This is a genomic window from Zestosphaera sp. (assembly GCA_038727705.1).
Classification (GTDB): domain Archaea; phylum Thermoproteota; class Thermoprotei_A; order Sulfolobales; family NBVN01; genus Zestomicrobium.
Genome location: JAVYVJ010000002.1, coordinates 538,065 through 560,626 on the forward strand (window position 1 = coordinate 538,065; position 22,562 = coordinate 560,626).

At 53.5% G+C, this 22,562-nt stretch carries 27 protein-coding genes; 12 read left to right on the forward strand and 15 right to left on the reverse strand.

The window, feature by feature from the left end; translation table 11 throughout:
- Positions 1-38: 38 nt before the first annotated feature.
- Together QW772_07005 and QW772_07010 are read left to right on the forward strand one after the other, a co-directional pair.
- Entirely contained in the window at positions 39-518 is a 480-nt protein-coding gene (locus tag QW772_07005; protein MEM0038654.1) for a hypothetical protein, read from the forward strand.
- A gap of 91 nt (positions 519-609) precedes the next feature.
- The gene (locus tag QW772_07010; GenBank protein ID MEM0038655.1) at positions 610-981 is read left to right on the forward strand and encodes a DUF6054 family protein; all 372 of its coding nucleotides are present in this window, start codon (positions 610-612) and stop codon (positions 979-981) included.
- Between the two features lie 32 nt (positions 982-1,013).
- Here QW772_07010 and QW772_07015 read toward each other — a convergent pair whose 3' ends face one another.
- A complete protein-coding gene (locus QW772_07015) occupies positions 1,014-1,700 on the reverse strand; it encodes a phospholipase D-like domain-containing protein (protein ID MEM0038656.1) in 687 nt (228 codons plus the stop codon).
- A 105-nt stretch (positions 1,701-1,805) separates the two neighbouring features.
- On the opposite strand from QW772_07015, the gene QW772_07020 reads away from it, so the two are divergent.
- The 3 genes from QW772_07020 to QW772_07030 all read left to right on the forward strand — a co-directional run bounded on the left by QW772_07020 (position 1,806) and on the right by QW772_07030 (position 7,136).
- On the forward strand, positions 1,806-4,400 hold the full coding sequence (locus tag QW772_07020) for an ATP-binding protein (protein ID MEM0038657.1): 2,595 nt from the start codon (positions 1,806-1,808) through the stop codon (positions 4,398-4,400).
- Positions 4,401-4,813: 413 nt separating this feature from the next.
- On the forward strand, positions 4,814-5,062 hold the full coding sequence (locus QW772_07025) for a hypothetical protein (GenBank protein ID MEM0038658.1): 249 nt from the start codon (positions 4,814-4,816) through the stop codon (positions 5,060-5,062).
- Position 5,063: 1 nt separating this feature from the next.
- The gene (locus tag QW772_07030) at positions 5,064-7,136 is read left to right on the forward strand and encodes a hypothetical protein (GenBank protein MEM0038659.1); all 2,073 of its coding nucleotides are present in this window, start codon (positions 5,064-5,066) and stop codon (positions 7,134-7,136) included.
- A gap of 7 nt (positions 7,137-7,143) precedes the next feature.
- Here QW772_07030 and QW772_07035 read toward each other — a convergent pair whose 3' ends face one another.
- On the reverse strand, positions 7,144-7,659 hold the full coding sequence (locus QW772_07035; protein MEM0038660.1) for a hypothetical protein: 516 nt from the start codon (positions 7,657-7,659) through the stop codon (positions 7,144-7,146).
- A gap of 117 nt (positions 7,660-7,776) precedes the next feature.
- Here QW772_07035 and QW772_07040 point away from each other — a divergent pair, with 117 nt between their 5' ends.
- Complete coding sequence (locus tag QW772_07040; GenBank protein ID MEM0038661.1) at positions 7,777-8,424, forward strand: hypothetical protein; 648 nt, start codon at positions 7,777-7,779, stop codon at positions 8,422-8,424.
- An 8-nt stretch (positions 8,425-8,432) separates the two neighbouring features.
- Positions 8,433-9,569, forward strand: a complete 1,137-nt coding sequence (locus QW772_07045; protein MEM0038662.1) for a hypothetical protein — start codon at positions 8,433-8,435, stop codon at positions 9,567-9,569.
- Between the two features lie 69 nt (positions 9,570-9,638).
- Here the strand turns inward: QW772_07045 and QW772_07050 are convergent, their stop codons facing one another.
- The 5 genes from QW772_07050 to QW772_07070 form a co-directional block, all read right to left on the reverse strand.
- Positions 9,639-10,298 (reverse strand): TFIIB-type zinc ribbon-containing protein, encoded by a 660-nt coding sequence (locus QW772_07050; protein MEM0038663.1) that lies wholly within the window; start codon positions 10,296-10,298, stop codon positions 9,639-9,641.
- Positions 10,295-10,744: a hypothetical protein gene (locus QW772_07055; protein ID MEM0038664.1), complete on the reverse strand. Its 450-nt coding sequence runs from the start codon at positions 10,742-10,744 to the stop codon at positions 10,295-10,297. Before QW772_07055 ends, QW772_07050 begins: the two co-directional genes overlap by 4 nt.
- A complete protein-coding gene (locus QW772_07060) occupies positions 10,741-10,869 on the reverse strand; it encodes a hypothetical protein (protein ID MEM0038665.1) in 129 nt (42 codons plus the stop codon). Before QW772_07060 ends, QW772_07055 begins: the two co-directional genes overlap by 4 nt.
- A 6-nt stretch (positions 10,870-10,875) precedes the next feature.
- Positions 10,876-11,205: a hypothetical protein gene (locus QW772_07065; protein MEM0038666.1), complete on the reverse strand. Its 330-nt coding sequence runs from the start codon at positions 11,203-11,205 to the stop codon at positions 10,876-10,878.
- A gap of 227 nt (positions 11,206-11,432) precedes the next feature.
- Positions 11,433-11,672, reverse strand: a complete 240-nt coding sequence (locus tag QW772_07070; GenBank protein MEM0038667.1) for a hypothetical protein — start codon at positions 11,670-11,672, stop codon at positions 11,433-11,435.
- A gap of 263 nt (positions 11,673-11,935) precedes the next feature.
- On the opposite strand from QW772_07070, the gene QW772_07075 reads away from it, so the two are divergent.
- Positions 11,936-12,070, forward strand: a complete 135-nt coding sequence (locus tag QW772_07075; GenBank protein MEM0038668.1) for a ribbon-helix-helix domain-containing protein — start codon at positions 11,936-11,938, stop codon at positions 12,068-12,070.
- A 13-nt stretch (positions 12,071-12,083) separates the two neighbouring features.
- Here the strand turns inward: QW772_07075 and QW772_07080 are convergent, their stop codons facing one another.
- Positions 12,084-12,230 (reverse strand): hypothetical protein, encoded by a 147-nt coding sequence (locus tag QW772_07080; protein MEM0038669.1) that lies wholly within the window; start codon positions 12,228-12,230, stop codon positions 12,084-12,086.
- A 389-nt stretch (positions 12,231-12,619) separates the two neighbouring features.
- On the opposite strand from QW772_07080, the gene QW772_07085 reads away from it, so the two are divergent.
- On the forward strand, positions 12,620-16,213 hold the full coding sequence (locus QW772_07085; protein MEM0038670.1) for an N-6 DNA methylase: 3,594 nt from the start codon (positions 12,620-12,622) through the stop codon (positions 16,211-16,213).
- 141 nt (positions 16,214-16,354) lie between these two features.
- Complete coding sequence (locus QW772_07090; protein ID MEM0038671.1) at positions 16,355-16,564, forward strand: hypothetical protein; 210 nt, start codon at positions 16,355-16,357, stop codon at positions 16,562-16,564.
- On the opposite strand, the gene QW772_07095 is transcribed toward QW772_07090, so the two are convergent.
- Complete coding sequence (locus tag QW772_07095) at positions 16,554-16,775, reverse strand: hypothetical protein (GenBank protein MEM0038672.1); 222 nt, start codon at positions 16,773-16,775, stop codon at positions 16,554-16,556. The two genes, QW772_07090 and QW772_07095, sit on opposite strands and share 11 nt — an antisense overlap.
- Before the next feature lie 174 nt (positions 16,776-16,949).
- Positions 16,950-17,807, reverse strand: coding sequence for an XdhC/CoxI family protein (locus tag QW772_07100; protein MEM0038673.1), 858 nt, complete (start codon positions 17,805-17,807; stop codon positions 16,950-16,952).
- A gap of 84 nt (positions 17,808-17,891) precedes the next feature.
- Between QW772_07100 and QW772_07105 the strand changes: the two genes are divergently transcribed.
- A complete protein-coding gene (locus QW772_07105) occupies positions 17,892-18,500 on the forward strand; it encodes a nucleotidyltransferase family protein (GenBank protein ID MEM0038674.1) in 609 nt (202 codons plus the stop codon).
- A 2-nt stretch (positions 18,501-18,502) separates the two neighbouring features.
- Here QW772_07105 and QW772_07110 read toward each other — a convergent pair whose 3' ends face one another.
- From QW772_07110 to QW772_07130, 5 genes are all read right to left on the reverse strand, one after another.
- Positions 18,503-19,396 (reverse strand): 3-methyl-2-oxobutanoate dehydrogenase subunit beta, encoded by an 894-nt coding sequence (locus tag QW772_07110; protein MEM0038675.1) that lies wholly within the window; start codon positions 19,394-19,396, stop codon positions 18,503-18,505.
- A gap of 2 nt (positions 19,397-19,398) precedes the next feature.
- Positions 19,399-20,583 (reverse strand): pyruvate ferredoxin oxidoreductase, encoded by a 1,185-nt coding sequence (locus tag QW772_07115; GenBank protein ID MEM0038676.1) that lies wholly within the window; start codon positions 20,581-20,583, stop codon positions 19,399-19,401.
- A 5-nt stretch (positions 20,584-20,588) separates the two neighbouring features.
- The gene (locus QW772_07120) at positions 20,589-20,852 is read right to left on the reverse strand and encodes a 4Fe-4S binding protein (protein MEM0038677.1); all 264 of its coding nucleotides are present in this window, start codon (positions 20,850-20,852) and stop codon (positions 20,589-20,591) included.
- Positions 20,845-21,405, reverse strand: coding sequence for a 2-oxoacid:acceptor oxidoreductase family protein (locus QW772_07125; GenBank protein ID MEM0038678.1), 561 nt, complete (start codon positions 21,403-21,405; stop codon positions 20,845-20,847). Before QW772_07125 ends, QW772_07120 begins: the two co-directional genes overlap by 8 nt.
- A 451-nt stretch (positions 21,406-21,856) precedes the next feature.
- Positions 21,857-22,141, reverse strand: a complete 285-nt coding sequence (locus QW772_07130; protein ID MEM0038679.1) for a MazG nucleotide pyrophosphohydrolase domain-containing protein — start codon at positions 22,139-22,141, stop codon at positions 21,857-21,859.
- Positions 22,142-22,188: 47 nt separating this feature from the next.
- Here QW772_07130 and QW772_07135 point away from each other — a divergent pair, with 47 nt between their 5' ends.
- The gene (locus QW772_07135) at positions 22,189-22,368 is read left to right on the forward strand and encodes a preprotein translocase subunit Sec61beta (GenBank protein MEM0038680.1); all 180 of its coding nucleotides are present in this window, start codon (positions 22,189-22,191) and stop codon (positions 22,366-22,368) included.
- The last annotated feature ends 194 nt before the right edge of the window (positions 22,369-22,562 follow it).

Consider the following 22,562-nt stretch of genomic DNA (forward strand, 5'->3'; position numbering starts at 1 on the left):
ACCAGTTTTTAAACCCCGCCATAGAGTGAGGTGGTAAAGTGATCCGTAAGGACAGGAAGTGGTTGAGGAGGGGTCTGAGCGAAGCAGTGGTCATCATGATCGTGATCATGATTGCCGTGACGCTGGGGTTCGGCCTCAAGGCGTGGTACGACACGCAGATGAGGAAGCTGCCCGCAACAGACATCGCCACCGCCGAGTGGAGCGCAACGTACGGCACGAACAGGTGGATCCTCTCCGTGAACGTCGACAACAACCTGGAGAGAAGCATTGTCGTGCAGTCCATCAGAGTTACCCTAGCGAACGGCACCGTCTACACGTTGCCAGGAGCTGCCGGGGTGACGGCAACGCCGACGCCCGGCTCATCAGCGACTGTAACCCTGAAGGGAAGCCTGAGCTTCGTAGTCGTCATCCCCGTATCCTCCCCCACGCCATCGATAGCCACCGTAGAGGTTCAGGTGCAGGACTCAACGACCGGGGCCGCTCAGTGGGTGAAGGCGGTCGGGGGTTCTGCAGTATAACAAGCATCAAGGGCTCTCTAAATCAATCGTATTTTATTTTTCATGCAGCGTTGTCTCCACGGGGGCCTCGATGCCTCTGGCACATGGTGTGATGGCACGGATACGTGCCCCGTTCGATAAGGTCGTCAGCGCTCTCAGACCTAACGCAGCGTATTCGAACGTGTACGTTGAAGTACTTAAGACTAACCCGAGAGTGGCTGTAGCCGTTGGTGAGAATTTCTTCTTCATGGCCGGGAACTACCTAGCCATAACTATGCTCCTCATAGAGGAGGGGGCTACGGTGCTGGCCAAGGCAGTAGCGACTGGCGGCCGGCGAGGGCCCTTAGACCTCTTCGACCTCGGCTCTTCAAAGGACTACACGCTGGAATCCCTCGAAGACCTGTGCAGAGCAGTGAATGCAGAGTGCCAAGTACTTAAAGAAGTGGAGTACTTGGACGCAACCAAGTCAGAGCGACTTTACTGACCGAGAAGCCTCACCGGATTTCCAGCCCGTCACTAGATCGTTCTCCCCTCACCCCACAATATGCTGAAGTAGTTCTTGACCTGTCGCGCAATGGTGTCCGACTCTATGAGTGCTGTCACTTCGTGATTGTAGCTCAGAGCGCTCTCCGTCCAATTATGGCTCCCCACAAATACGTACTGATCATCAACCACGACCACCTTTGCGTGGGTGGTCACGGAGCTGCTCTTATCAAGCCTCACGGGCACCCCGTTACTCTTCAGGTAATCCATCGTTTCCCTGTAGCTGGTGTAGGTCACGTCATCGACGAGCACCCTCACATCAAGGCCTCTCCTGCAGGCGTCAACAACTCTGGATAACAGTATGTTCACTGGGTCACCGGGCTCGTTGGGGTCGTACTTCATAGCATACATTATAACGTAGATACTCTTGTTGGCCTTACTCAAGACGTTTAGCAGGGTGTGGTAGTAATCCTTATCCGTGAGCAGGTCCACGTTTGCGACCGCCGTCACCGTGATTGGTTTCGTGACCGTGTAGGTTGCCGTGTAAGTTATTGTGGGAGGGACTACAGGGGCCGCTGTAACGGCCTTCGTGGTGGTAATGGTTGTAGGTAGCGTTGCTGTAACTGTGCGGTAAACAGGAGGTCTTGAAATGCTAATAGCGTAACCCACTAACGCACCAGCAATTAACATGAGGAAAGCTACGGCAAGGATCTTATTCATAATTTAACACACCCCCGCATATAGTTTTGAGGCTAAACCTCTAAAAACGTTCTGAGCTCTGTAAGCACCGGCTTATAACTCCCTGCGTGTTATGGGCGTACCTAGATGCTCTACGAGGTAGTGCCTAGAGTCCCCCAGCCCCCCTTCAGTCCGGGGGTCCTGGGCCCGGGCTCCACGTTGTGCGTCGTGAACGTGGGGAGGGGTTTAAGGGTCTTCATCGAGACACCCACATCTTCAGACACTTTGAAGAACTTCTTCGGCGTCTCCAAGGCATCGCATGACAGCGTACTGCAATTGTTTAACAACGAAGTGTACGTGTCTGAGGCAAGGCTCAAGAACTCCTTCGACTTCTGGTTCACAGACGTGGTTATCACCGATTTAGCCGGCCTGGTCAACTCCCTCGAAGGTGTTGGGGGCGTGTGCGTCGGTGTTTCCCGTGACCCCGGCTTAAGGATGGTTTTCGCCAATGAAGTCTCCAAGCTGATGAGCAAATCCGTTAAATACGATAATCAATCGTATGGGGAGAGGGCTAAGCTTCTCCGAAGACGCGTAAACAAGGTAGTCCTCGGTAAAATCCTAGTCCTCGCACCAGACAGGAAGGCTGGAAAGTATGTTGAGAAATTGGTGGAGGGCTCATGTAGTGCGAGGTTGAGTTGGGATGGGAGGAAGGTCAAGAGCGCCGCAGACCTCGGAAAGCTCCTGCAGCCGCCGAGGATGGGCTTCTTTGAGAGGTTGTTGGGTGGAAGAAACAGGATCGTCTTCACGGAGGGCACACTGCATGAGATGGTTAAGCTCCCGAACCCGAGCCTCCATAAGATAGGCTTCGTTAGAGGCTCGCCCCTGCCGTCCGTGATCTCCGAGCGTGTCGGGGGGAGGGCGTTCAGGATAGGGGTTCTTGAAGACGGGAGGGAGTTTAAGCTAAGCATGGAGGATATGTTTAGACACGCATACGTGATCGGGCAGACAGGCAGCGGCAAGACGTCGTTCATGAAGTTACTTGTCCATAGATTGAGAGAGCTCAAGGACGCTTCAATAGTGGTGGTGGACCCGCATGGGGATATGGCGAGGGAGTTAGCGGAGGAAATCCCGGAAGCACTCTACCTACACTCGATCAGAAGCCCCTTCGGCCTCAACCCGCTAGACCTCCCGAAGACCGAGGATAGAGACCACGCCGTAACGATAGCCATCGACATCCTCTTGGAGATGTTCAAGGAGATACTTAAGTTAATGGAGACGGCCGTAAACGTGAAGTATTTGCTGCAGGTTATACTTAGGGCGCTATACTCTAAATCGGATTCCCCAACAATGGCTGATCTCTACAACACTATCCTGGCATTATACAAAGGCGAACTTGATTTAGACATCAATGACCCTGAGTGGCAGGCACAGCTAGAGGCGTTGCAGAACATGCAGGACCAGACGTTCATCTCGGCTCTAAGCAGGCTTGAGGCATATGCGCATGATAAGCTACTGCTGAAGCTGACCTCTAGGACGACCGTGGACATGGATAGGCTGAAGTCGCCTGGGTCAATCACCATATTTTCAACGCCTAAAGCAGATTTGGGGGAAAACCTTGCAAGGCTAATCGCGTCCACGGTAGTTATGAAGCTGTGGTTCGAGGCGCTCGCCAGGGCTAGGCTGGGTGAGCGGAGAACCCCCGTATTCTTAGTTATCGATGAATTCCAATTCGTAGCCGATCTGCCGATCATTGATACTATCCTATCGGAGGCTCGTAAATATGGACTACACCTGATTATGGCACACCAGCACACAGGTCAGATCCCTCAAAACTTGATGCAGTCCATTCTAACCAACTGCGCCGTTAAAGTAAGCTTCATGGTGGGTGGAAGCGATATTAAGCACCTCTCCATGATGGACGCTTCCTTCGCTGATGCGTTAGCCGAGGCCTTGACCGGGCTGACAGTAGGCAGAGCCGTGGTTAAAGTGACGGCTAGACCAGGGGAGCAACAACCGCCGCCCGTGATCGTGCAGATGGACTACATACCTCACCAGGCCGTTAGGGAGAACATCTACACCGGAGCCTTCGACCCCGGTGTGGTGCGGGGGAGTGACTTGAAGGGCGTGTTGAACCCAGTCCTGAAGTACGTGGATCCCGTGAAGCCTTTAGAGGTGCTCACCCTCTACGAGGTCTATAAGGCCGGGAGGATTGCATTAACCGACCTAGCCGTGAGGCTCGGCGCCCCTAGGAAGGGCCTTGAGGACGCCGTAGCCCAGCTCTCGTCCCTTGGATACATCAACGTGGAGAGGGAGGGTAACAGGAAGGTGTTGACATACGTTAAGGGCTTATTCAGAGGGCTTAGGAACGCAACGCCGTCGGAGGATGGCTTCAGGATCGCTAGAAAAGCTGCGCTGACGTACTTCGGCAAAGGCTTCGTGGTCGTGCCTGCGAAGCAAGACTCCAACCTGAGTGCCAGGCCGGACATGGTTGCCGTACCAGTAGACAGGTCTACTTGGAGGCCGCTCTACAGCGGGACCGTAGCCGTTGAGGTGGAGTCATGCAATGAGATCAAGACGCATCCGGAGCACGTTGTCCACAACTGGGTCAAGGAATCAGCTAGAGATTTCCTCGAGGTACATACGTGGACTAGCGAGGAATGCTTCAGCAGGCTGCAGAAGCTCTACGAACAGCACCCTGAGGTCCACGGCAATGTGAAGATACTCTCGGCAAGGCTGACGTAGTTGGTGTGAGGATTGAGAAAGATGAGACCCTCAGAATGAGGCACGTGGGGGTGGGTGCCCCACGTGTTTAAGGAGATGCTTATGATAAGATAAAACAAAGCGTAAGCCTTCGTGAGGATCATAAAGGCATAGAGTCCTACGAGGAGGATTAGGAGCAAGATAAATGCGACAGCCCTAACAGCCCCCGACCTATCCAACCTGAGCCGAGCCCTAAGGCCACGCAAAAACCCAGAATGGTCCCTACCAATTAACACTATACCTTCCTGGATTACAATTTCTCCTCATAGAATACACCGCCTAACACACCTCATTAAGTAAGTTTATTACGGTCCCAGAAAACTAGTGCAAGTGCGGTCAATCAATCATTAATCACGTTGCATCTTTTTAAGTTTTGTTTCTTTCTGGGCTGCGTCATGCGTGTTGAGTTGGTTCCAGGTGAGTACGTTAGGTGGTTCTGGGATTTGGCTTGGGATCTTATGGTTAGGTATGTATCGTTCCTTGGGGGTTTGGGCTACGTTATGGTGGTGCTTGCTGCAGCTACTGTACTAGTGTTAGTGTATAGGACGCTTCCGGGTCTTAGGAGGGTTGTGGTCGCTGTCTTGGCGGCTGCGTGGATTGCTGCAGCCGTCTCATTAATTCTGCTGTTGATTGGAGGTGGTTAGCATGGTGACTGTCTGGGACCTAATCTCGTGGGGCCTGTGGGTAGGGCTCTACGGCGGCGTAGCGTGCATCATCGTAGCCGTAGCATCTAAGACCCTCGGGAGGGAGTACGCCGGGACCCTCTTCCTCTCAGGCCTTGCGGCCCTGGCCGTGGCGGGCTTCGGCTGGACCCTCGTAATCGCTGCAGCACCCGCATCCTCAGGCACGTGGGGCTGGATATACCTAGCCATGGCGGGGGGTCTACTAGCTATTTCAGGCATCTACTTCGCTATCGGGAGGGTGGAGGAAGGTGGGAAGCACCTCCTCTACGCATTCCTCGTGGTCGGGCTGATGGCCTTTACCGCAGCCCTAGCTGGAGGGGGTGCGGTCAGCGCCGGAGCACTAACAGTTAGGGTGAGCGCAGACAGGACCACCGTGAATGCGGGGGAGTCCGTAAGCCTGACCATATCCGCAACAGACGCCACGCTGCCAATAACTATCACCGTGGACTGGGGGGACGGCAACAGGGTTAGCGAGGCCATTTACGCTAAGGAGAAGACCTACTCACATACCTACAGCGTGGGTAGTGAGGCCGCTAAAGCCTACACCATAACCGTTAACGCATCAGATGCTAAGGGCAGGGCGGGATTCAACACGCTAAGCGTGATCGTCCAAAATACTAATTGGTGCCCCTACCCATGGTACCTCAGCTTCATGTGTCCACTCGTGCAGGGGGTTAGGGTAGTCCTCCCAGGCCTAGACCTAGTAAAGCTCGTGACATCCCCTGAGTTCCCCACAAGCGATGGCGACCCCGTCTACGAGGTCTACAAGGTGGTGCTAGCCACGTCATTAGCAGCGTTAGGCCTCTACCTAGCGCTGGGGTTAGCCTTCGGGGTGTTCGAGGGGAGGGTCATTGAGGTCTTCAAGGACTCCGTGCTAGCACTGATACTGGCGTTACTGATCCCGTGGGTATACAACGCAAGCGTGGGGATGATGGACTATGTAGCCCTCACCATGACCCCGTGGGTAGATCCCCTCCTGCCGGCGATGACCATAATAGCAGTCGGGGTTGCGACAGGCTACTTCGTCCCAGCCCTAGCCAACGTGGCATCCACGCTGCTCATAGTCCTCATACTCCTCTCAGCAGTAGTAATCATGAGGTACGTACTAATACTAGCAATAATAGCTGCATTCCCACTCATAGCTATAGCCTCGGTAAACCCACTCTTCAGAGGGATCATGAGGTATGCCTTAACACTCCTAGCAGGACTAGTAATCGCAGGACCCCTAACAGCGGTATTCCTAAAGATCCTAACAACAGTGGCGCCAGGCGGAGGGGTAACCATGTCCTTCATATACCCGATAGTGGGAGGGATACTACCCAACGTGCTCGGGGTCTTCGGAGCAGGGGTCCTGCCGTCCCTAGGGGGAGTCGTCGTGGAGAGGGTTAAGGGAGTGGTTGGGAGAGCCGCAAGCACAGTCCCAACCACCTTAGCGAGGGCGGGGCAGGCCGTGAGGGTGCCGGCACCAGCGCTCACAGCATCAGCAACCCAGGTGAGGACAGCGCCGATAATCACCCTCACAACAGTTAAGGCATCGCTGCGGGAGGCGAGGCTCGCTGCGGGGGTCTCGGAGGGCGTGGCAGTAGCTACCCCGGGACTCACGGCATTCATGGAGTCAGCGGAGGCCGAGAGGAGGGCGGTGGAGTCAGCCGCTGAGGGGCTCGGGCTTGATGCCGGTCTAGCCAAGGCCCTCCCACCCCAGCACGCAGAAGCCCTGCGGGAGGCCGTGGAGCTAGGGGCTCAGAAGGCAGTGCAGCGGGCGATGCGTGAGTCCTACACCCAAGCACTGCAGGAAGCCGAGCCCGCAAGCCCTAAGGCGAAAGCCCTTGAGACATTCACGAAGACGCTCGCGTCACAATCATGGAGGCAGCTGAGAGCGAACGCCAGAGCATTCGCAAGAGAGTTCGGGCACTCGATTGCGCAGGAACTAGGGGCGAGGGTGGTGAGGGACGATGTCCATGCGGGCGGGATTCGTGTGAGAGGCGACGCCTACGAGGAAGAGCGTGCGAGATCTCGACGTGCCGTGCATGTGTGAGCGGCCGCTATGCGTGCTTCATCTCAACCAAGTCACATACCTGCGTCAGGAACCCTATCACCTCAACAACCTTCCTCACGAACGCCAGCCTGTACCTCTCCCTCTGAAAGCTCGGGTTCTCCTTAGCCTCAATCACGCACTCCAAGGCAACTAAATCCCAGAAACTCTCCCCCGCATTCAGGTAGATGTTCTCAACTACCTCCCCGGCGAGGAAGTACGTGAACTTAAAGAGCTGCCCGCCACGCCTCCTCACGATGAGGTAGTCAGGAGCGCTCTCAACCACCTCATACTTCGGGAACAGCTTAGGGTGGTCCTTCCCCACGTAGTCCAGCCACACGCTCGTCCACGTCTTCGTGGACTCACGGTACTCGTGAAGCCCTGGGAAGACGTAGATGCGGTCCCTAGGGTACGCCACATCACGATCCACCACAATCACGTTCCCCTCCCTTTTAGATAGGACCGCATCCACAGGCACGACGTGGAGGTCGCCCTGTTCATCAACCACCTGAATCATTCTGGACATGCTTCACCCCACCCATATAACTTAAGTTTATAAATCAGATTTTCAGCCCTCCCAGTACAGGAGTGGGGGTGCTGTGCTCGCCCCGCGTTATAAATACTTGCTTCGAGGATATTTTTCATGGTGCACTGGTCGTTGTTGCTCCCAGCGTCCTGCCTTGATGATTCATTCCTTGATAGGGATGTAGTTCTTCTGAGGCAGGCTATACGCAGGTTCGTCGTGGAGGCGGAGGTCACACGCAGCATTGACGGCTACCTCATACTCCTCGGGGGGCTCGTCCTCGAGATTGAGGAGCGTGGGGCTCAGTGGGCGCCCGATTACGACCCACGGGAGGTCCTCAGGAAGGTGCTCTCATGCGCTGAGGTCGCTAAGGCATTAAGCCCGCTCGCAGGCTACGCAGAGGACGTTGAGGACCTCGTGAATTCAGGTCCTCGACACAAGTCGCTGAGGCCGTACTTAGGCATCATCACTGAATTCCTTAATGGCATGCCTCCATCCAGGAAGAAGCTCGAGGTCGTCAGACCCCCGATAAGCGAGCTGGAGAGGACTCCCAGCACAGGACCCGAGTCAGGGACTCACGCACCGCCCCACATGCCTGCTGAAGCTGCGGGCTACAGCATTCCAGTGGAGGACGGGGGAGGAGCGGTTAGGAGGGTCCTAGGATACGCCTCACTGATCGCACTCCTAGCCGGAATCAGCTACTTCAGCTATGCGCTGCTCGTCAAGTACGGGCTGATGAAGCCCCTGCAGTGGATCCCTCTTCCGTAGGTGGGAGCATGGACAGGCTCCTCAAAGCCAACGCAGTAGCCCTACTAATTCTCGCATTGCTGGTAATAGCTTACTGCTTCCCCTACACTCCGCAGGGCATTCGAACGAGTACCCCCACGACGACGCCGCTGGCCCCAACCACGTTGCCGGTCCTAACCGCCCCCATGGCAACGCCTGCAACCACACCACCAACCTCAAAAACGGCGTCAACGGTCCCGTTAGTCTCGACTGCAATACCGACATCAACAACGACGCCGACCCCGACTAGCAAGCAGGGGGAAGACGTAAAAACCACGCTAAACCGTTTAATCAATGCAGTCCTCAGTAAGATCAATGAAGAGAGGTTGAAATCCGGAATACCGCCCGTAGGTCTTTTCAACGACACTACTGCTAGGTTCAGGGCGGAGGACATGTACAGCAACAAGTATTTCGGGCACTGCGACTTAAGCGGGATGACACCGAACTACCATTACACTAAACTAGGGGGGAGTTACGTAATCGAGGAAAATGTGGGGTACTCCTACATAATAGGCGGACGTCTGCCCCCCATCGATAGTGCAGTGAAAAACGTGGATAACATGATATACAACGACGCTGAGAGCGGCTGGGGGCACCGTGACTCAATTCTAGACCCCACGAACAACTTCGTGAGCATCTACGCTGCCTGGGACGACAGCAGGCTGTTCCTCGTTATACACATGATGAAGGTCTGGGTGGAGTGGATAACACCGCCGGCAGTGAGGAACGGGGCATTCACCGCCGAAGGCAGGATCCTCCTGAACGGCTCTAAGCTATATGGCGTCACAATCTACCGCTCAAGCCCCAACACATCCAGAACCTTTAATCCGAGGCTCAACGTACTGATGACCTGCTCCCCATACTCAATAGGGGAGCCGATAGCCGGTGTAGTGCCGGAGCCATACTACTACACGGAAGTCAAGACGATCCGCCCTCTGAAGTGGGTGATCTCCGGCCAGCACTTCAGCGTGGGGTTTCCGGTCAGCTTTGAAGATGGGGGGGAGGGCTTGTACACGATAGTGGTCTGGGCGGAGAACACGCTGCACACCAAGCACCCGTTCGATGAAGGAAGATACAGAGATCACCTACCAGTACTTGAGTACACCTTCTCAATGAGAGGCGGCTGACGTTAATTAGAGGGAGCGTTGCTGCCGGCCCGCCGTGCGCTTCATTAGTCCTTTGAGCAGCCTCACGGGCTACGGAAAGTTCACTGCACCCTTAATAGGGAGCCTCCGGCCTCGCCGGCACCGCAACTTGCAACTGGGAGCCTCATTCTTTAGGACGGGGAGGAGGTCAGGCTCTTCCTTCATCTGGATATCTTTGGCTTCTTCGTTGTTCGGGGACTTCCTCTGCATTCTTTCCTCAACGCTCCTCACGAGCCTCCTGACGCTTGATGGGCTTAGGCGGAATGTTCTCGTTGCTAGCTCCTCATCAATCACTCCGCCTGTGAGGATAGCGTGGATTATGTAGCCCACTGCGTACTTAGCTCTGAGGGTCTTTCCACAGACTAGCGTGGGTGAAACCTCTTCTGCCACCTTTATGCCGTGCTCGCATGCTTCCTTAATGCTTGGTGGGAGGTTCCTCACCACGGCGAGGCTTAACTCCTTCCTGCCCTCCACCCTCGCCTTCCTCTCGAGGGTTCTGAGGTCCCTCAGCCTCACGACCTTGACTCTAGCCCGTTCCCTGCGATGCTCCTCCTGCACCTGCATGTGAGGAGGGCCGCAGTCATAAACCACATCCACTACGGTCCCGCATGAGGGACACACCACCTCACCCCTCACGTAGTCCCAGATGAGGTTGCTGCCGCAGTACGGGCAGGCGGAGGGGTCGCCCGCCGAGACCGCCTCAAGCCTCACAGGTCCCCACCCCCTAGCAACCTCCTCAGCCTCCTCTCCTTCCTCCTCCTGGCCTCGAGGACCCCCGGGTCCGTTGGGAGGTACTGCCCTCCTGCCTGAATTTGTTGCCTAGCCCGCCTCACGGACTCGGTCACGCCTTCGTGCTTCCTCAGCAGTTGGTGAGGAATGTACTTGATGAACTCGCCGAGCTCTGTGAACTCGCGCAGGTACAACACTATTAGCAATAAATCACTGTTCCGGGTCTCGGGGTACTTCCGCAGAAGGTAGGTTACCCTCTCCTTGACAGTCTTTAAACCAGCCTTATTCGCTCTTTCCTCACCGGCTTTGCCCTCCAAGCTCCACGCTTCAGCAACTCTGCTGTGACGCTCGTATATGCCGGCGCTCCTCTCCGCCCGCATGAGATCACGGTACATTGGAGCGTCACGCCATAAGTCATCCGAGCTCACGACCTCACCACCTTAACACGCTCGCGCCCCCTCGAGAGCGCCTCCAGAACCTCAAGGACCTCGTCCTCAGGCAGTGGGGGGACGCAGTACCTGCTGGGCCTGTAGACAACGATCCTGAGCACCACCCCTCATCACCCATCAACAGCCTGTAGAACCTGCTGTAGCAGCGACCTAGCGTCAATAGTTCCTCTCCTGCAGAGGTCAGCCAAGTGAGCTATCTTCTCGTACTTGCTGGCCTTAAACTTATACTCCCTCAAAACCTCCTCAGCCTTCCTGAGCTTCCTCTCAAGTTGCTTAACCCTCTCCTCAGCCCACACATCACCGTGTGGATCAGCAGATGCAACATTGTTGATGTTGATGTTCACATTGAAACTGTAGTTACTGCCCACCACATTAACACTGCTGACATTATTAACATTAAGAACTAAGCTAGTGAAGAACTGCCTCAAAGCCTCCCTCACGATCTTTCTCTGTCTGTGAGTTAGCTCTTCATTATATTTCACATAAAGAGGTAAAGGCACTCTGATGCCTAGCACGAGCGTTGCTTCGCCTGCAGCACTTGCTTTACTTAGCGTGTTTTCCGCGGGCTGTGCGCTGTTAACAATTTTTAAATTGTTAACACTCGCTCTCTCAGAGTCGGTGGGGGAGTTGTTAAGAGGGGGTGGAGTGGATTCATTAGAAGTTGAGGTCACTTACGTCTCCCTCCGTTGAGGTGAGTGGTTATGTGTATGCCTTCCCGTCCTAGCGATACCTTCAGCGCTTCTACGTATGTCAGTATTGATGATTCATCGCTGAATTCCTCGCCGTCAACCAGGACCTTCGGTACTCTCCAGCTACCAATTATTGAACCGCTATTCAGTATCGTCACAACATACTTCAACCCATTGACCTGAAGCTCCTTTCTCAGGATGCTGACCTGCACGATCACCCCTTACCCACCTCGTTAAGGAGTCCCGCGGCGTGTGCGACTGAACCAGCCCGTCGCGTTCTTCTTAACTCGATTATCATATAGGTTTCACCAATTATGCATTTATTCAACCTAGGTTAATAAATATTAACACATGTGACTATGAAGCCTTTCATGCATTCTGGTATTATAATGTTGCATATATGGTGAATAAACATTATTAAAATTCCACATATAGATGGGGTAGGTGGTAGTACATTTCAGAAAGACCGAAATACGAGGCCGTGAAGATACCTGAGGAACTAATGAAACTAGTCGATGAGGTCATAAAGACAGGCAAGTACGGGTACAGGTCACGGATGGAGTTCGTCATTGATGCAGTGAGGAGAAGGCTCGAGCAGTTAGGCTACTTAAAATAAAAACTGAATTTACTTAGAAAATCTCCCTCAGCGTCTCAGCCCAAGCCTGCTTCCTAATCCTCTCCACGTAATCCATAACCACCATCCTGTCGGACTTATCACGCATCTCCTCAGCTATCTTCTCGAGGAGTAGGATTATCTGGGCTTTAGTGCACGCCATTTAATCACCGAGTATGGGTTAGGTGGGGAGGTATAGTTAAGCGCTTAGGTAACTCCAGTACCTAGAGAGAGACCCCGCCGAAAGTATCGGTTTTGTTTTCCTGTCGTATTGCCTTTTGTCGAGTTGTTTATGACCTGTATTAATGAAAATAAGCAAGAGTGATTTGAAGGACGCTCTGCCTTAGACTAACCCTGGAGGTTATTTTTTACTTCTTTCTCTCTTTATTAGCCTCATTGTGAAGCTTTCGTGTTTGCCTGTGGGGTTAAAAGTTTTAATCATGCTGATGCTTAAGATATATAGTTGGGGCTGGGGCTAAGGATTGTGTGCTTGCGTGTTCACTATTCGGTTTTGCCGTGCTTCGTTTTGGGTGGTAAGTGGGGTGGGACTCGGTGAGTCTTGAACGTACTCAGATAAACTTTGCTCATCATGTGGTGAACTGGATTAACGAGATAATTAAGGAGGAGGGGCTGAAGTTCAGGGGTGCTGAGCCCGAGCTGAAGGAGGCGGGCGTGAGGAGGGACAGGCGGAGGAGTAAGAGGCCTGACGTCGTCCTCTTTGATGCGGGTGGGAGGCCGGCCTTAATTATTGAGGTATGGGATCCGTCTGTTGATCCCTGGGACTATGCTGTGGAGGTTATGGGTAAGGCCGGGGCGGTGGGGACGCCGTACTTCGCCGTGTGGAACGTGACTGACTTCTATTCCTGGAGTGTGGCACCACCGAATAAGAACATACTGGAGAAGCTTTGGTGGCCCCACGCAGGTGTTCGAGAGCATGTGTGTCAGGCGAGGAATTACGAGGAGGCCGTGGAGAAATACAGGGATGCGATCAAGGACTACTTAAGGGTCTTCCTGAGGGAGTTTGAGAAGATCTACTACGGTGTGAAGGAGTTACCGCTCTTGAACATAGATGAGAGATTCATATACAGGCTTAGAAGCAAGATATACACTCTCTCAACACCCGTCATCCACCATGTTAAGAGACGCATGATGGAGGACCCCCAGTTCAGTAAGGGTTTGAGGGACTACTTCGTAAGGCAGGGCTGGGTCTTCACCGGTAGCGACGAAGACTTAGAGAAGGTATCACACCAGTACGTCTACCTCCTCGTCAATAAAATCCTCTTCTACGAGGTCCTTCGAGCGGTCTATAAGGAGAGGCTACCGCCGATGATAATCCCAGAGACTGTGAAGACGGGTGAGGAGCTGAGGGGGAGGCTCGACGAGTACTTCAGGAGGGCATGGGAGGTCTCCGGGGACTACGAGACCATACTCTTTGCAGACACTCTGGACTCTATCGTGCCGCCTGATGAGACCGTGGAGGGCATCAGGAATCTGGTGAGGGACCTAGACAATTACGACTTCACGGGGCTGAACTATGAGGTCCTAGGCAACGTGTTCCAGAAGTTAATCCCTGAGGACGAAAGACACAAGCTCGGGCAATACTTCACGAGGTCGGACGTGGTTGACTTGATAGTGGGGTTCTGTGTGAGGGACGGTAACGAGAAGGTTCTTGACGGTGCAGTTGGTGCGGGCACCTTCCTCGTGCGGGCTTATGTCAGAAAGAAGCTCCTCAGGCCTGAGAAGAGGCACACCCAGCTCCTTGGGGAGCTCTACGGGGTGGACATAGCTAAGTTCCCGGCACACCTAACCATCATAAACCTTGCGAGCAGGGACTTGTCAAGGCTGGAGAACTACCCTAGAATAATAGTCTCCGACTTCTTTGACGTGAAGCCTGAGACCAGCTACGATTGGAGGGACCTGATCCCGAGGGAGAAGGAGCAGGTAATAGAGACTCTCAGCCACTCATCAAAGTTGCTTGTGACACTACCTAAGGAGTTCGACGCCGTTGTTATGAATCCTCCGTACACCAGGCAGGAGGAGATGGAGGACCTGCTGGTCGGGGAGAAGGAGAAGGCTTACAGAACATGCATTAATGACTGGAAGTCCATGAGTAAATACCCTAAGGAGAGAGAGCCCAGACTGAGTAAGAGGGCGAGCATCTACGTCTACTTCTTCATTCATGGGGGGAGGTTCCTCAGGGAAGGAGGGAGGATGGGGTTCATCACCTCAAACTCCTGGCTTGACGTGGACTACGGTTACGACCTGCAGAGGTTCTTCCTAGAGAACTTCAAGGTGGTGGCGGTGATAGAGAGTAAGGTCGAGAGGTGGTTCGAGGACGCAGACATCAACACAGCAATAACGATACTTGAGAGGTGTGGCGACCGGAAAGAGAGAGACGACAACCTAGTTAAGTTCGCGCAGCTGAAGAAGCCTCTGAGTGAGCTTATACCGCCCGCCAAGGACGAGAGGGAGAGGTGGTCAAGCGTTGAGAAACTAGTCAAACTCATAGAGAACGTCAACCACTACTTCGAGGACGACAAGATAAGGATCTACGTAAAGAAGCAGAGAGAACTCTGGGATGAGGGCTTCAACGAAGAAACGGGTGAATACGAGGGGACGAAGTGGGGGAAATACTTGAGGGCCCCCCAAATATTCTTCAAGATCCTGGAGAAAGGCAAAAACGTCCTCATCCCGCTGAAGGAGGTCGCCGAAGTGAGGAGAGGCTTCACGACCGGCGCTAACGAGTTCTTCTACCTGACTGAGGAGGAAATAACAAGTAAGTGGGGTATCGAGAGGGAGTTTTGGATGCATCCGGTAACACTAGATGAGTGGCTCAAGATAAGACCCTACATACCGGATGAGGATGTGTGGGTGGATAAGAATGGTGAGTACTTCAAGCAATCACAGTACTCGAAGCAGTATAGGCCTGAGGAAGTCCTGATAGACGGAAACGTCATCTGGGTACCAAACTACGTGATAAAATCACCTAGGGAATGCAAATCAATACTAGTCAATCCGAAAGACCTCAAGTACAGAGTTCTCCTAATACATAAGGACAAGCCCGAACTAAGAGGGACTAGAGTCTTAAAATACATAGAGTGGGGTGAAGCGCAAGGCTTCCACAGAAGACCAACATGTGAATCAAGACAAAGATGGTACGGCTTATCAGAAGTCACTGGAGACCTACTTTGTATGATGAGCATAAACGACAGGCACATCTTTTGGTATAATGTTCCAAGATGTTGTATTGATGCTAGACTCTATGGTATAAATATAAAAGACAAGGAGTTCATAGGGGTGCTTTCAGGTATTTTAAATTCAACAATATTTACGTTATTCATCGAATTATGGGGGAGAGTAAACCTTGGGCAAGGAGCGTTAGACGTTAAGGTTTACGAATACTCCCAAATACCTATTATCAATCCTTCTAAGCTAAACATGGAGCTACGTAAGAGGCTTCTGGAAGTGTTTTCGAAGATGGGGGAGCGTGAAATCGGTTCTGTTTTTGAGGAGATTGGTGCTGATTCTCCAGAGGGAGTTTCGCTTGATAAGGTGAAGCCTGATAGGAGGGGGCTTGATAAGATAGTTATGGGTGAGATACTGGGTTTGAGTGAGGAGGAACAACTTGAGGTTTACCGTGCTGTAGTGGATCTTGTTAGGTCTAGGCTCGAGAGAGTGAGGTCTGCTGGAAGGAGGAGAGGTAGGAGTGACGTCGAGATTGATAAGTTGGTAAGTGATGTTTTGAGGGACCTTGAGGTGCTTTACGGGATTAAGGTGTTGAGGTTCCCTGAGGATTACGTGGGTGATGCTCCAGTTAACAGGGTCGTTGAGGTGCCTAGGGGTTCGAGGATCGAGTACGGTGTTAACCTCTTAGGACCGTACGTCAAGATAGATGGTGTGATGATTAGATGTGGGAGCCTCCACGAGGCGAAGTACTTGGCTTTCGCCGCCATAGCCGGGAAGACTAGTGTGGGCGTACCGCAGGACACTAGTACGCTAATCAGGGCGGTGGAGGAGAGGGAGAGACACGTTAGGGAAGCGCAGGCAATACTTGAGGGGTACCTGAATGAGGTCATACCTGACAAGAAGGTGAGGGAGGCAGTCCGCTACAGAGTAGCTAAGCATTTAGGCATACCAATCCGTTAACTCCTTGAAGGCATGTAGGGTTTTCTCCATAGCGAGACTTAAATAGTGGGTAGTCTCAGTAATTGATTAAGGATGCGTGGGATGCCTTCGCCTGAGTACGGTTTGAGAGTATAGAGATACGCGTTCTTAGTATTGGGTGTGTTGCTTAATGTCTTGTTTGGGGGTGCGGGCGCTATAATTTTCTTGCTCCTGAGCATCTCATCACTCATAGATGAGGTTGAGAAAATGAAGTATCTGGAGCTCCTCATACCTTCTAGGCTACCTCATGACCCAGGCATTAATCATGCGGGTAATGCCGGACCTGCTTTCACTCATAGCTATAGTGTTAGGGGTAATGATCTTACTTGGTAGGGTGCTTGGAACCCCGGTGATTTAATATGCTTTTCACCTCTTCTATGAAGTTCTTGTCGAGCTCCCCGTGCTTGAGCACTCTGCTGAAGTCGTACTTTAGTACGTGTATCGTTAGGACATCCTCACCCTTAATGGTGGAAGCAGTGGCTGAAGTCCCACCAACGCGTCTAACACTTACTGGCGGACTTACTGTCGCGGCTCTCTTAAGCACTACATTACCAAAATGTTTCTACTAATTGGAGAGCAGAATACGATGCAGAGAGTAATCGCATCGAAAACTTCAGGTGTTGCTGGAAACGGTTGTCTCTATATCACGAAGCCTGGGCATTGGATTGAGCTCTAAGAATGTAGTTCTTGATTGTGCTATTATTGCGTTATTGAATCTTCAGCCCGTCAGTAACTCGTCAACTATGTTTAGGGTCTTGATCGAGCCTCCCTTCAGTATTGCTAGGAGCTCGGCCGCGATCGCCACCGCTATTTCCTCAGGGGTGTCTGCCGGTATGTCGATGCCGAGAGGCCCTCTGAACTTAGCCCTCACTAACTCCCTCTCCAGCCCGTCGCTTATTAACCTCCTTGCGAACTCCCTTATTTTATTCCTGCTTCCGAGGACCCCGACGAGCTTAGCGCGTGTCTTCAGCGCTGTCTTCAGCGCCTTGTAGTCTACCTCCACCTCGCCGTGGGTTATGTAGACTACGTCGCCGTCCCTGACCACCTCAGGCAACTTACTCTCAACCTCTTCTGCGGGGATGTGGATCCTCACCTCAGCGTATGGGTATAGCTCACTGCTCACTAACTCGGGGTTCGGGTCGGCCACGGCCACCCTGAAGCCGAGGAAGTTCAGCAGGTCGCCCAACGGCTTGCCGACCCTCCCCGTGCCGAATATCAAGACCCTCTGGACGGGGGTCCACACGTCTATGAACACCTCCAAGAAACCGCCGCATATCAACCCTGTATCCACAGCTCCCTCAACTGGGCGTCCTGAGAACGAGTACTTGACTAATCTAGGCCTCCCTTCCTTAATGGCCTTTAAGGCCTCCTCAACAACGTGTCTTTCGAAGAACCCGCCGCCGAGGGTTCCGTAGAGCCCCCCGTCCCCGCTGACCAGGATCTTGGAGCCAACGTCTCTGGGGCCTGAGCCTTCCTTCCTGACGACCGTTGCTACGGCCACGCTAACCCCCCTCCCGATCTTCTCACCAGCTATCCGGACGAGCTCCTCGTTGGTTATGTTCCTTGCGAGACTCATGCAAACACCCACCCCACACGTAACTATAGTGTTGAGGCCGCTATTATTTAATCCTGACCCAGGAATTGTTGTTGGGGTCCTTAAGTGTTCGCGTCAGCGGTCATACTTGCGGCCGGTAAGTCCACCAGGTTTCCAGGCAATAAGTTGGTGCATGAGGTCAGCGTTCGCGGCGTCAAGGCACCGTTGATCAGGCACACGGTGATGAGGTTCATCGAGTCAGGGGTCTTTCAGGAGGTCCTCGTGGTCCTTGGTTTTGAGGGGGGCCTAATCAAGGGCATTCTCAACGACCTGAACGTCGCCTTCACGTACAACGAGAACTACGAGTCCGGCATGAGCACCTCGGTCATCAGGGGGGTTGGGTCCGTTAACCCGATGGCTGACGTCGTGGCTATACATCCGGGTGACGTGCCCTACGTGGGGGTGAACACCCTGCGCGGCCTGGTAAGATACGCTGCCGACCTGCTCTCACGCGACGATTCATTCATAGTCGTGCCCAGGCTAGCTAGTGCTGGGAGGGGTGGGCACCCACTGGTGGTTGGGAAGGGTTTAATGCCGGAGGTTCTTAAAATACGTGAGGATGAGCTAGGGCTTAAAGGCCTCCTGATGAGGAGGGGTGATAGAGTGCATTACTACGAGACCGACGACGCGGGCATACTTAGGGATGTTGACATGCCTGAAGATCTAATGCGCTGACCCTACTGCGTGGCCAGCTTGAGGAGGAGTGACCAGTTCTCGTCCGCCTGCCTCTCCAACTCCTTAATCAGCTCGTCCGTCGCGTTTCTGAAGCGGCCCTGCATCGATACGTACTCCCTGACGGGCTTCCTCCTCCCCTTATCCGCGTAGGGCCTGCTGGGGGGGCTTATTGCTACCTTACCGCCCTCAGCCTCGAAGAGTATCCACATCCCGGTCTCCACCGCAAGCCTGGCCATCGTCACCGTGTGCATGGGGTCGAACCTCCACCCGACGGGGCAGGGTGCGTGGAGGTGTATGTACTTAAAGCCCCTTACCGTTGAGGCCTTCCTGAGCTTCTCGATGAAGTCCGTCGGGTACGCTATGCTGGCCGTGGCGACGTACGGTATTCTGTGCATCAGCATTATGAGGGGGAGGTCCTTCCTCCTCTCCTTCTTACCGGTCCACGTGGTGGTGGTCCAAGCGCCTAGGGGGGTCTGCGACGACCTCTGGATCCCGGTGTTCATGTAGGCCTCGTTATCGACGCATATGTGGATCAGGTCATCACCCCTCTCAGCCGCGCCGGAGAGTGTGGCGAAGCCTATGTCCGCGGTGGACCCGTCACCCGCCCACGCCACGACCGTCGCGTCCTCCCCCATAACCTTTTTAGCCACGCTGAGTCCCGCCGCCACAGCGTCCGATGACGCGAACGGGACGTTAAGTATGGGGAACCTGAGCCCGGAGCCTGGGGCGAGCCCCTCGATTATGGAGGTGCATCCTGCGGGGATGACTAGGATCGCCTTACCCCCTAGAGCCATCCCGACGAACCTCAATCCCATGTTCTCAGGGCACCCGGGGCAGGCCGCGTTGCCGGGCAACACGTACTTCTCTTTAGGCAGGTCTTTAATGTTTATCGGCATCCCTACTCACCACCGTAAAACCAGGTTACCGGCTGTCTGAAGGATCCAGACTCCTCGACTTCGTTCAAGGACTTCAGCACCACATTCGATATGTCGGCAGGCGTCACGTCAACCCCTGCAATGCCCGCCAGCACGTTCTTGATCGGCAGCCTAACCCCCGCCGAGGTCAGCGAGGCCACGGTCTCTATGTAGAGGGGCCCCCCGACGCTGGGGGACGCGGACCTGTCGAAGACTATGACGCTGTGGGCGTTGTTCAACCACTTGATTAGGTCCTCGCTTGGGAAGGGCCTGACGTACCTGACTTTAACCAAGCCCACCTTAAGTCCGAAGCTGCTTCTCAGATAATCGACGGCCTCCTTCATGTCGCCCGTCCAGGCCCCAACCCCCACTATGAAGTACTTAGCGTCCCCGCACTTATAGCATTCAGTCAGCCCGCCGTGCCTCCTTCCGGTCAGCCTACCCCAAAGCTCGTCAGCCTCCTCAATCACCTTCTTAGCCCTCTCCATAGCCCTGTGGATCTCCTCCCTCACCCTCATATTCCACTTGAGGTCTCTGGGGACGTTGCCCATGATCATGGGGTCCCCAGCCCTGAAGACGTACGGCTGCCTCCTCTGAGGTAGGAAGGCGTCCACCACTTCCTGGTCGGGCACGTCCACGGGTTCTGAGGTGTGGCTAAGTATGAAGGCGTCGAGGGACACGATGCCGGGCAGGTAGACCGACTCGTCCTCCGTCACCCTGAAGAGCTTCAGGGTCTCATCTAAAGCCTCCTGGTTGTTCTCCGAGAACGTTATGAGCCACCCCGTGTCCCTCTGACCCATCACGTCGGAGTGGTCAGTCCATATGTTCCAGGGCGGCCCTATAGTTCTGGTCACAACGGCCATCACGACGGGTATTCTCGAGCCGGCCACCCACCAGAGCATCTCGTGCATGTATAGGAGTCCGTGCGATGAGGTTGCCGTGAATGCCCTGAGGCCTCCTGACGCAGCGCCGTAGACGGCCGCTAGAGCTGAGTGCTCGGACTCAACCCTAATCATCTCGGCGTCGAACTCCCCCGACTCAATCATCTCAGCTATCTTCTCAACTATCGTTGTCTGCGGTGTTATAGGGTACGCTGAAACCGCCTTCACTCTGGCCAGCTTGACGGCGGTCGCTACTGCGTAGTTCCCCGTCAGCGTTTCGAGGACCACCCCACTCACCCCTCAGGCCTCATTTCTATGGCTTTAGTCGGGCACACGCTGGCGCACACCCCGCAGCCCTTGCAGTAGTCGTAGTCTATCAGTATGAAGTCACCCCCCTCGCTCAGGTCTATCACCGAGTCAGGGCAGTACAGCCAGCACAGCCTGCATTTGATGCACTTACCCGCATTATAGACAGGCCTCTGAATCCTCCAGGTTCCGGTGCGCCCTGAGACCCCGACCGTCGGCCTCGACAACGGGAACATGCTGCCCTCACTCAACGCAAACCACCTCACCATAAGCCTCCCTAGCAGCCACGGCGTTAAGCTCGCCGAGCCTCCCCTCAATCCGCTCCCTTATAGCTTCCTCAACAGTCTCTATAGGCATTTTAAGGAGTCTAGCAAGCGCGCCGACCATGGGCATGTTCACCAACGCCCACCCGGACAGGACTAAGCCGTGGTGGAGAGCTATCTTGGCTGCGTCAACGTAACACAACCTGAAGTCCCCCTTAATCGCAGGCCTGTCCGAGGAGTTAACGAGCACGGTACCGCCCGGCTTCAGGCCATCCACCACGTTAACCAACTCCCCAAGCCTAGCATCCAAAACCACGACGATGGAGGGGTTCCTTATAGAGGACCTCGTCCTCACAGGCCTGTCCGAGACCCTCGCATAAGCAACGACTGGAGCACCCCTCCTCTCAGCACCGAAGAAAGGTATGGCTTGACCATAGAGGCCCGCCCTAAGAGCCGCACTAACCAACATATTAGCCGCTGTAACAGCGCCTTGACCACCCCTACCATGAAACCTTATCTCAACCACTCCGCCAAGACTCAATAAATCACCCTCTGTAAAGAGACCGCAATAAGAAAAATAAATTAAGCAAAGTACATAATGCTTAAAAAATAATTACAGCAAGATTACAGCATAGATGCACACATCCTGGAAATACATCAAACCAACCACCCAGCAAACAAAAAACTAGAAACAAAACCCCATACAACCATCTAAAAACAACGAACAAGCAAAGGGGAGAACGTAAAACAAAATTGACGAACCCCCCCACCCCTTCACTTCCACTGGAAACAAACATAAACTATATTTTGATAAAGTAATATATCTATATATAGATAATTATACAAAAAATCTGCTAAGAATGCATATTATGTTGCGGCTGCATAGCTATATTTTGTATAATTATCTATATATTAAGAATTAAAAATACTTAATTCTTATCTAATCTCGTGCTCCAGTGGAAATAGAGGGGTGGGGGTCTCCTGCTGTTTTGCTATGGGGGTTGCGGGTTGAGGTATTTTTGTTCGAAGGCTTTTTGTAGGTCTATTGAGAGTAGGTTCGCTATTGATGCCAGCCACGCTAGTGTGTCTGCTATCTCTTCCTCCTGTGCTTTAGTGTTTTGGCTTAGTATTGCCTCTGCTAGCTCCCCTACCTCCTCTATGAACCAAGTGAACGTTGCGTAGAGTCCTCTTGCTTGGTCCCTCTGGAGGTAGTGCTTCCTCATCAGATCCTGCACTTCCTTCAGTGTTACTTGATGGTTCATCTCTCCCACTTTCATTTTTAATGTTTATATTTTGGTTAAATATACTGGTATTGGTGTGTGGGTTGTCGAGTAAAAGGAAGAAGAGGACTTCAATGATGTCCGGCGCCGGGTTGGTGAGGTTCTTCGAGGAAGTTGAGGCCAGGGTGTCCATATCACCTTACCACCTGATAGTCGTGGGGATTGTTTTTGCCGTTGCTGTTCTGGTTCTCGGGTACGTTGCGCCGGCCTTCCTAACACCCTAAAAACTGTTTTGAGTGGTTTTGAGTGGGAAAATGTGGGATGGAAAGGAAGTAATGGGGTTCATGACCGAGGGAGTGCAACTGTTTTGATGTGTTAGGTTTATAAAGGTTTTTGTAGGATTTTTTATGTTGGTGTAGGTTGTTTGGAGAGGTACTACTCTACTAGGGAGGTCTGCGGGATTCTCGGAGTAACCAAT

Excerpts from the sequence above, each read along its gene's own strand:
- QW772_07030 (MEM0038659.1), top strand. The coding sequence starts at position 5,064 with ATGGTGACTGTCTGGGACCTAATCTCGTGGGGCCTGTGGGTAGGGCTC.
- QW772_07035 (MEM0038660.1), bottom strand. The coding sequence starts at position 7,659 with ATGTCCAGAATGATTCAGGTGGTTGATGAACAGGGCGACCTCCACGTC.
- QW772_07040 (MEM0038661.1), top strand. The coding sequence starts at position 7,777 with ATGGTGCACTGGTCGTTGTTGCTCCCAGCGTCCTGCCTTGATGATTCA.
- QW772_07010 (MEM0038655.1), top strand. The coding sequence starts at position 610 with ATGGCACGGATACGTGCCCCGTTCGATAAGGTCGTCAGCGCTCTCAGA.
- QW772_07130 (MEM0038679.1), bottom strand. The coding sequence starts at position 22,141 with ATGAAAGTGGGAGAGATGAACCATCAAGTAACACTGAAGGAAGTGCAG.
- QW772_07025 (MEM0038658.1), top strand. The coding sequence starts at position 4,814 with ATGCGTGTTGAGTTGGTTCCAGGTGAGTACGTTAGGTGGTTCTGGGAT.
- QW772_07100 (MEM0038673.1), bottom strand. The coding sequence starts at position 17,807 with ATGAGTCTCGCAAGGAACATAACCAACGAGGAGCTCGTCCGGATAGCT.
- QW772_07015 (MEM0038656.1), bottom strand. The coding sequence starts at position 1,700 with ATGAATAAGATCCTTGCCGTAGCTTTCCTCATGTTAATTGCTGGTGCG.
- QW772_07020 (MEM0038657.1), top strand. The coding sequence starts at position 1,806 with ATGCTCTACGAGGTAGTGCCTAGAGTCCCCCAGCCCCCCTTCAGTCCG.
- QW772_07080 (MEM0038669.1), bottom strand. The coding sequence starts at position 12,230 with ATGGCGTGCACTAAAGCCCAGATAATCCTACTCCTCGAGAAGATAGCT.
- QW772_07045 (MEM0038662.1), top strand. The coding sequence starts at position 8,433 with ATGGACAGGCTCCTCAAAGCCAACGCAGTAGCCCTACTAATTCTCGCA.
- QW772_07110 (MEM0038675.1), bottom strand. The coding sequence starts at position 19,396 with ATGCCGATAAACATTAAAGACCTGCCTAAAGAGAAGTACGTGTTGCCC.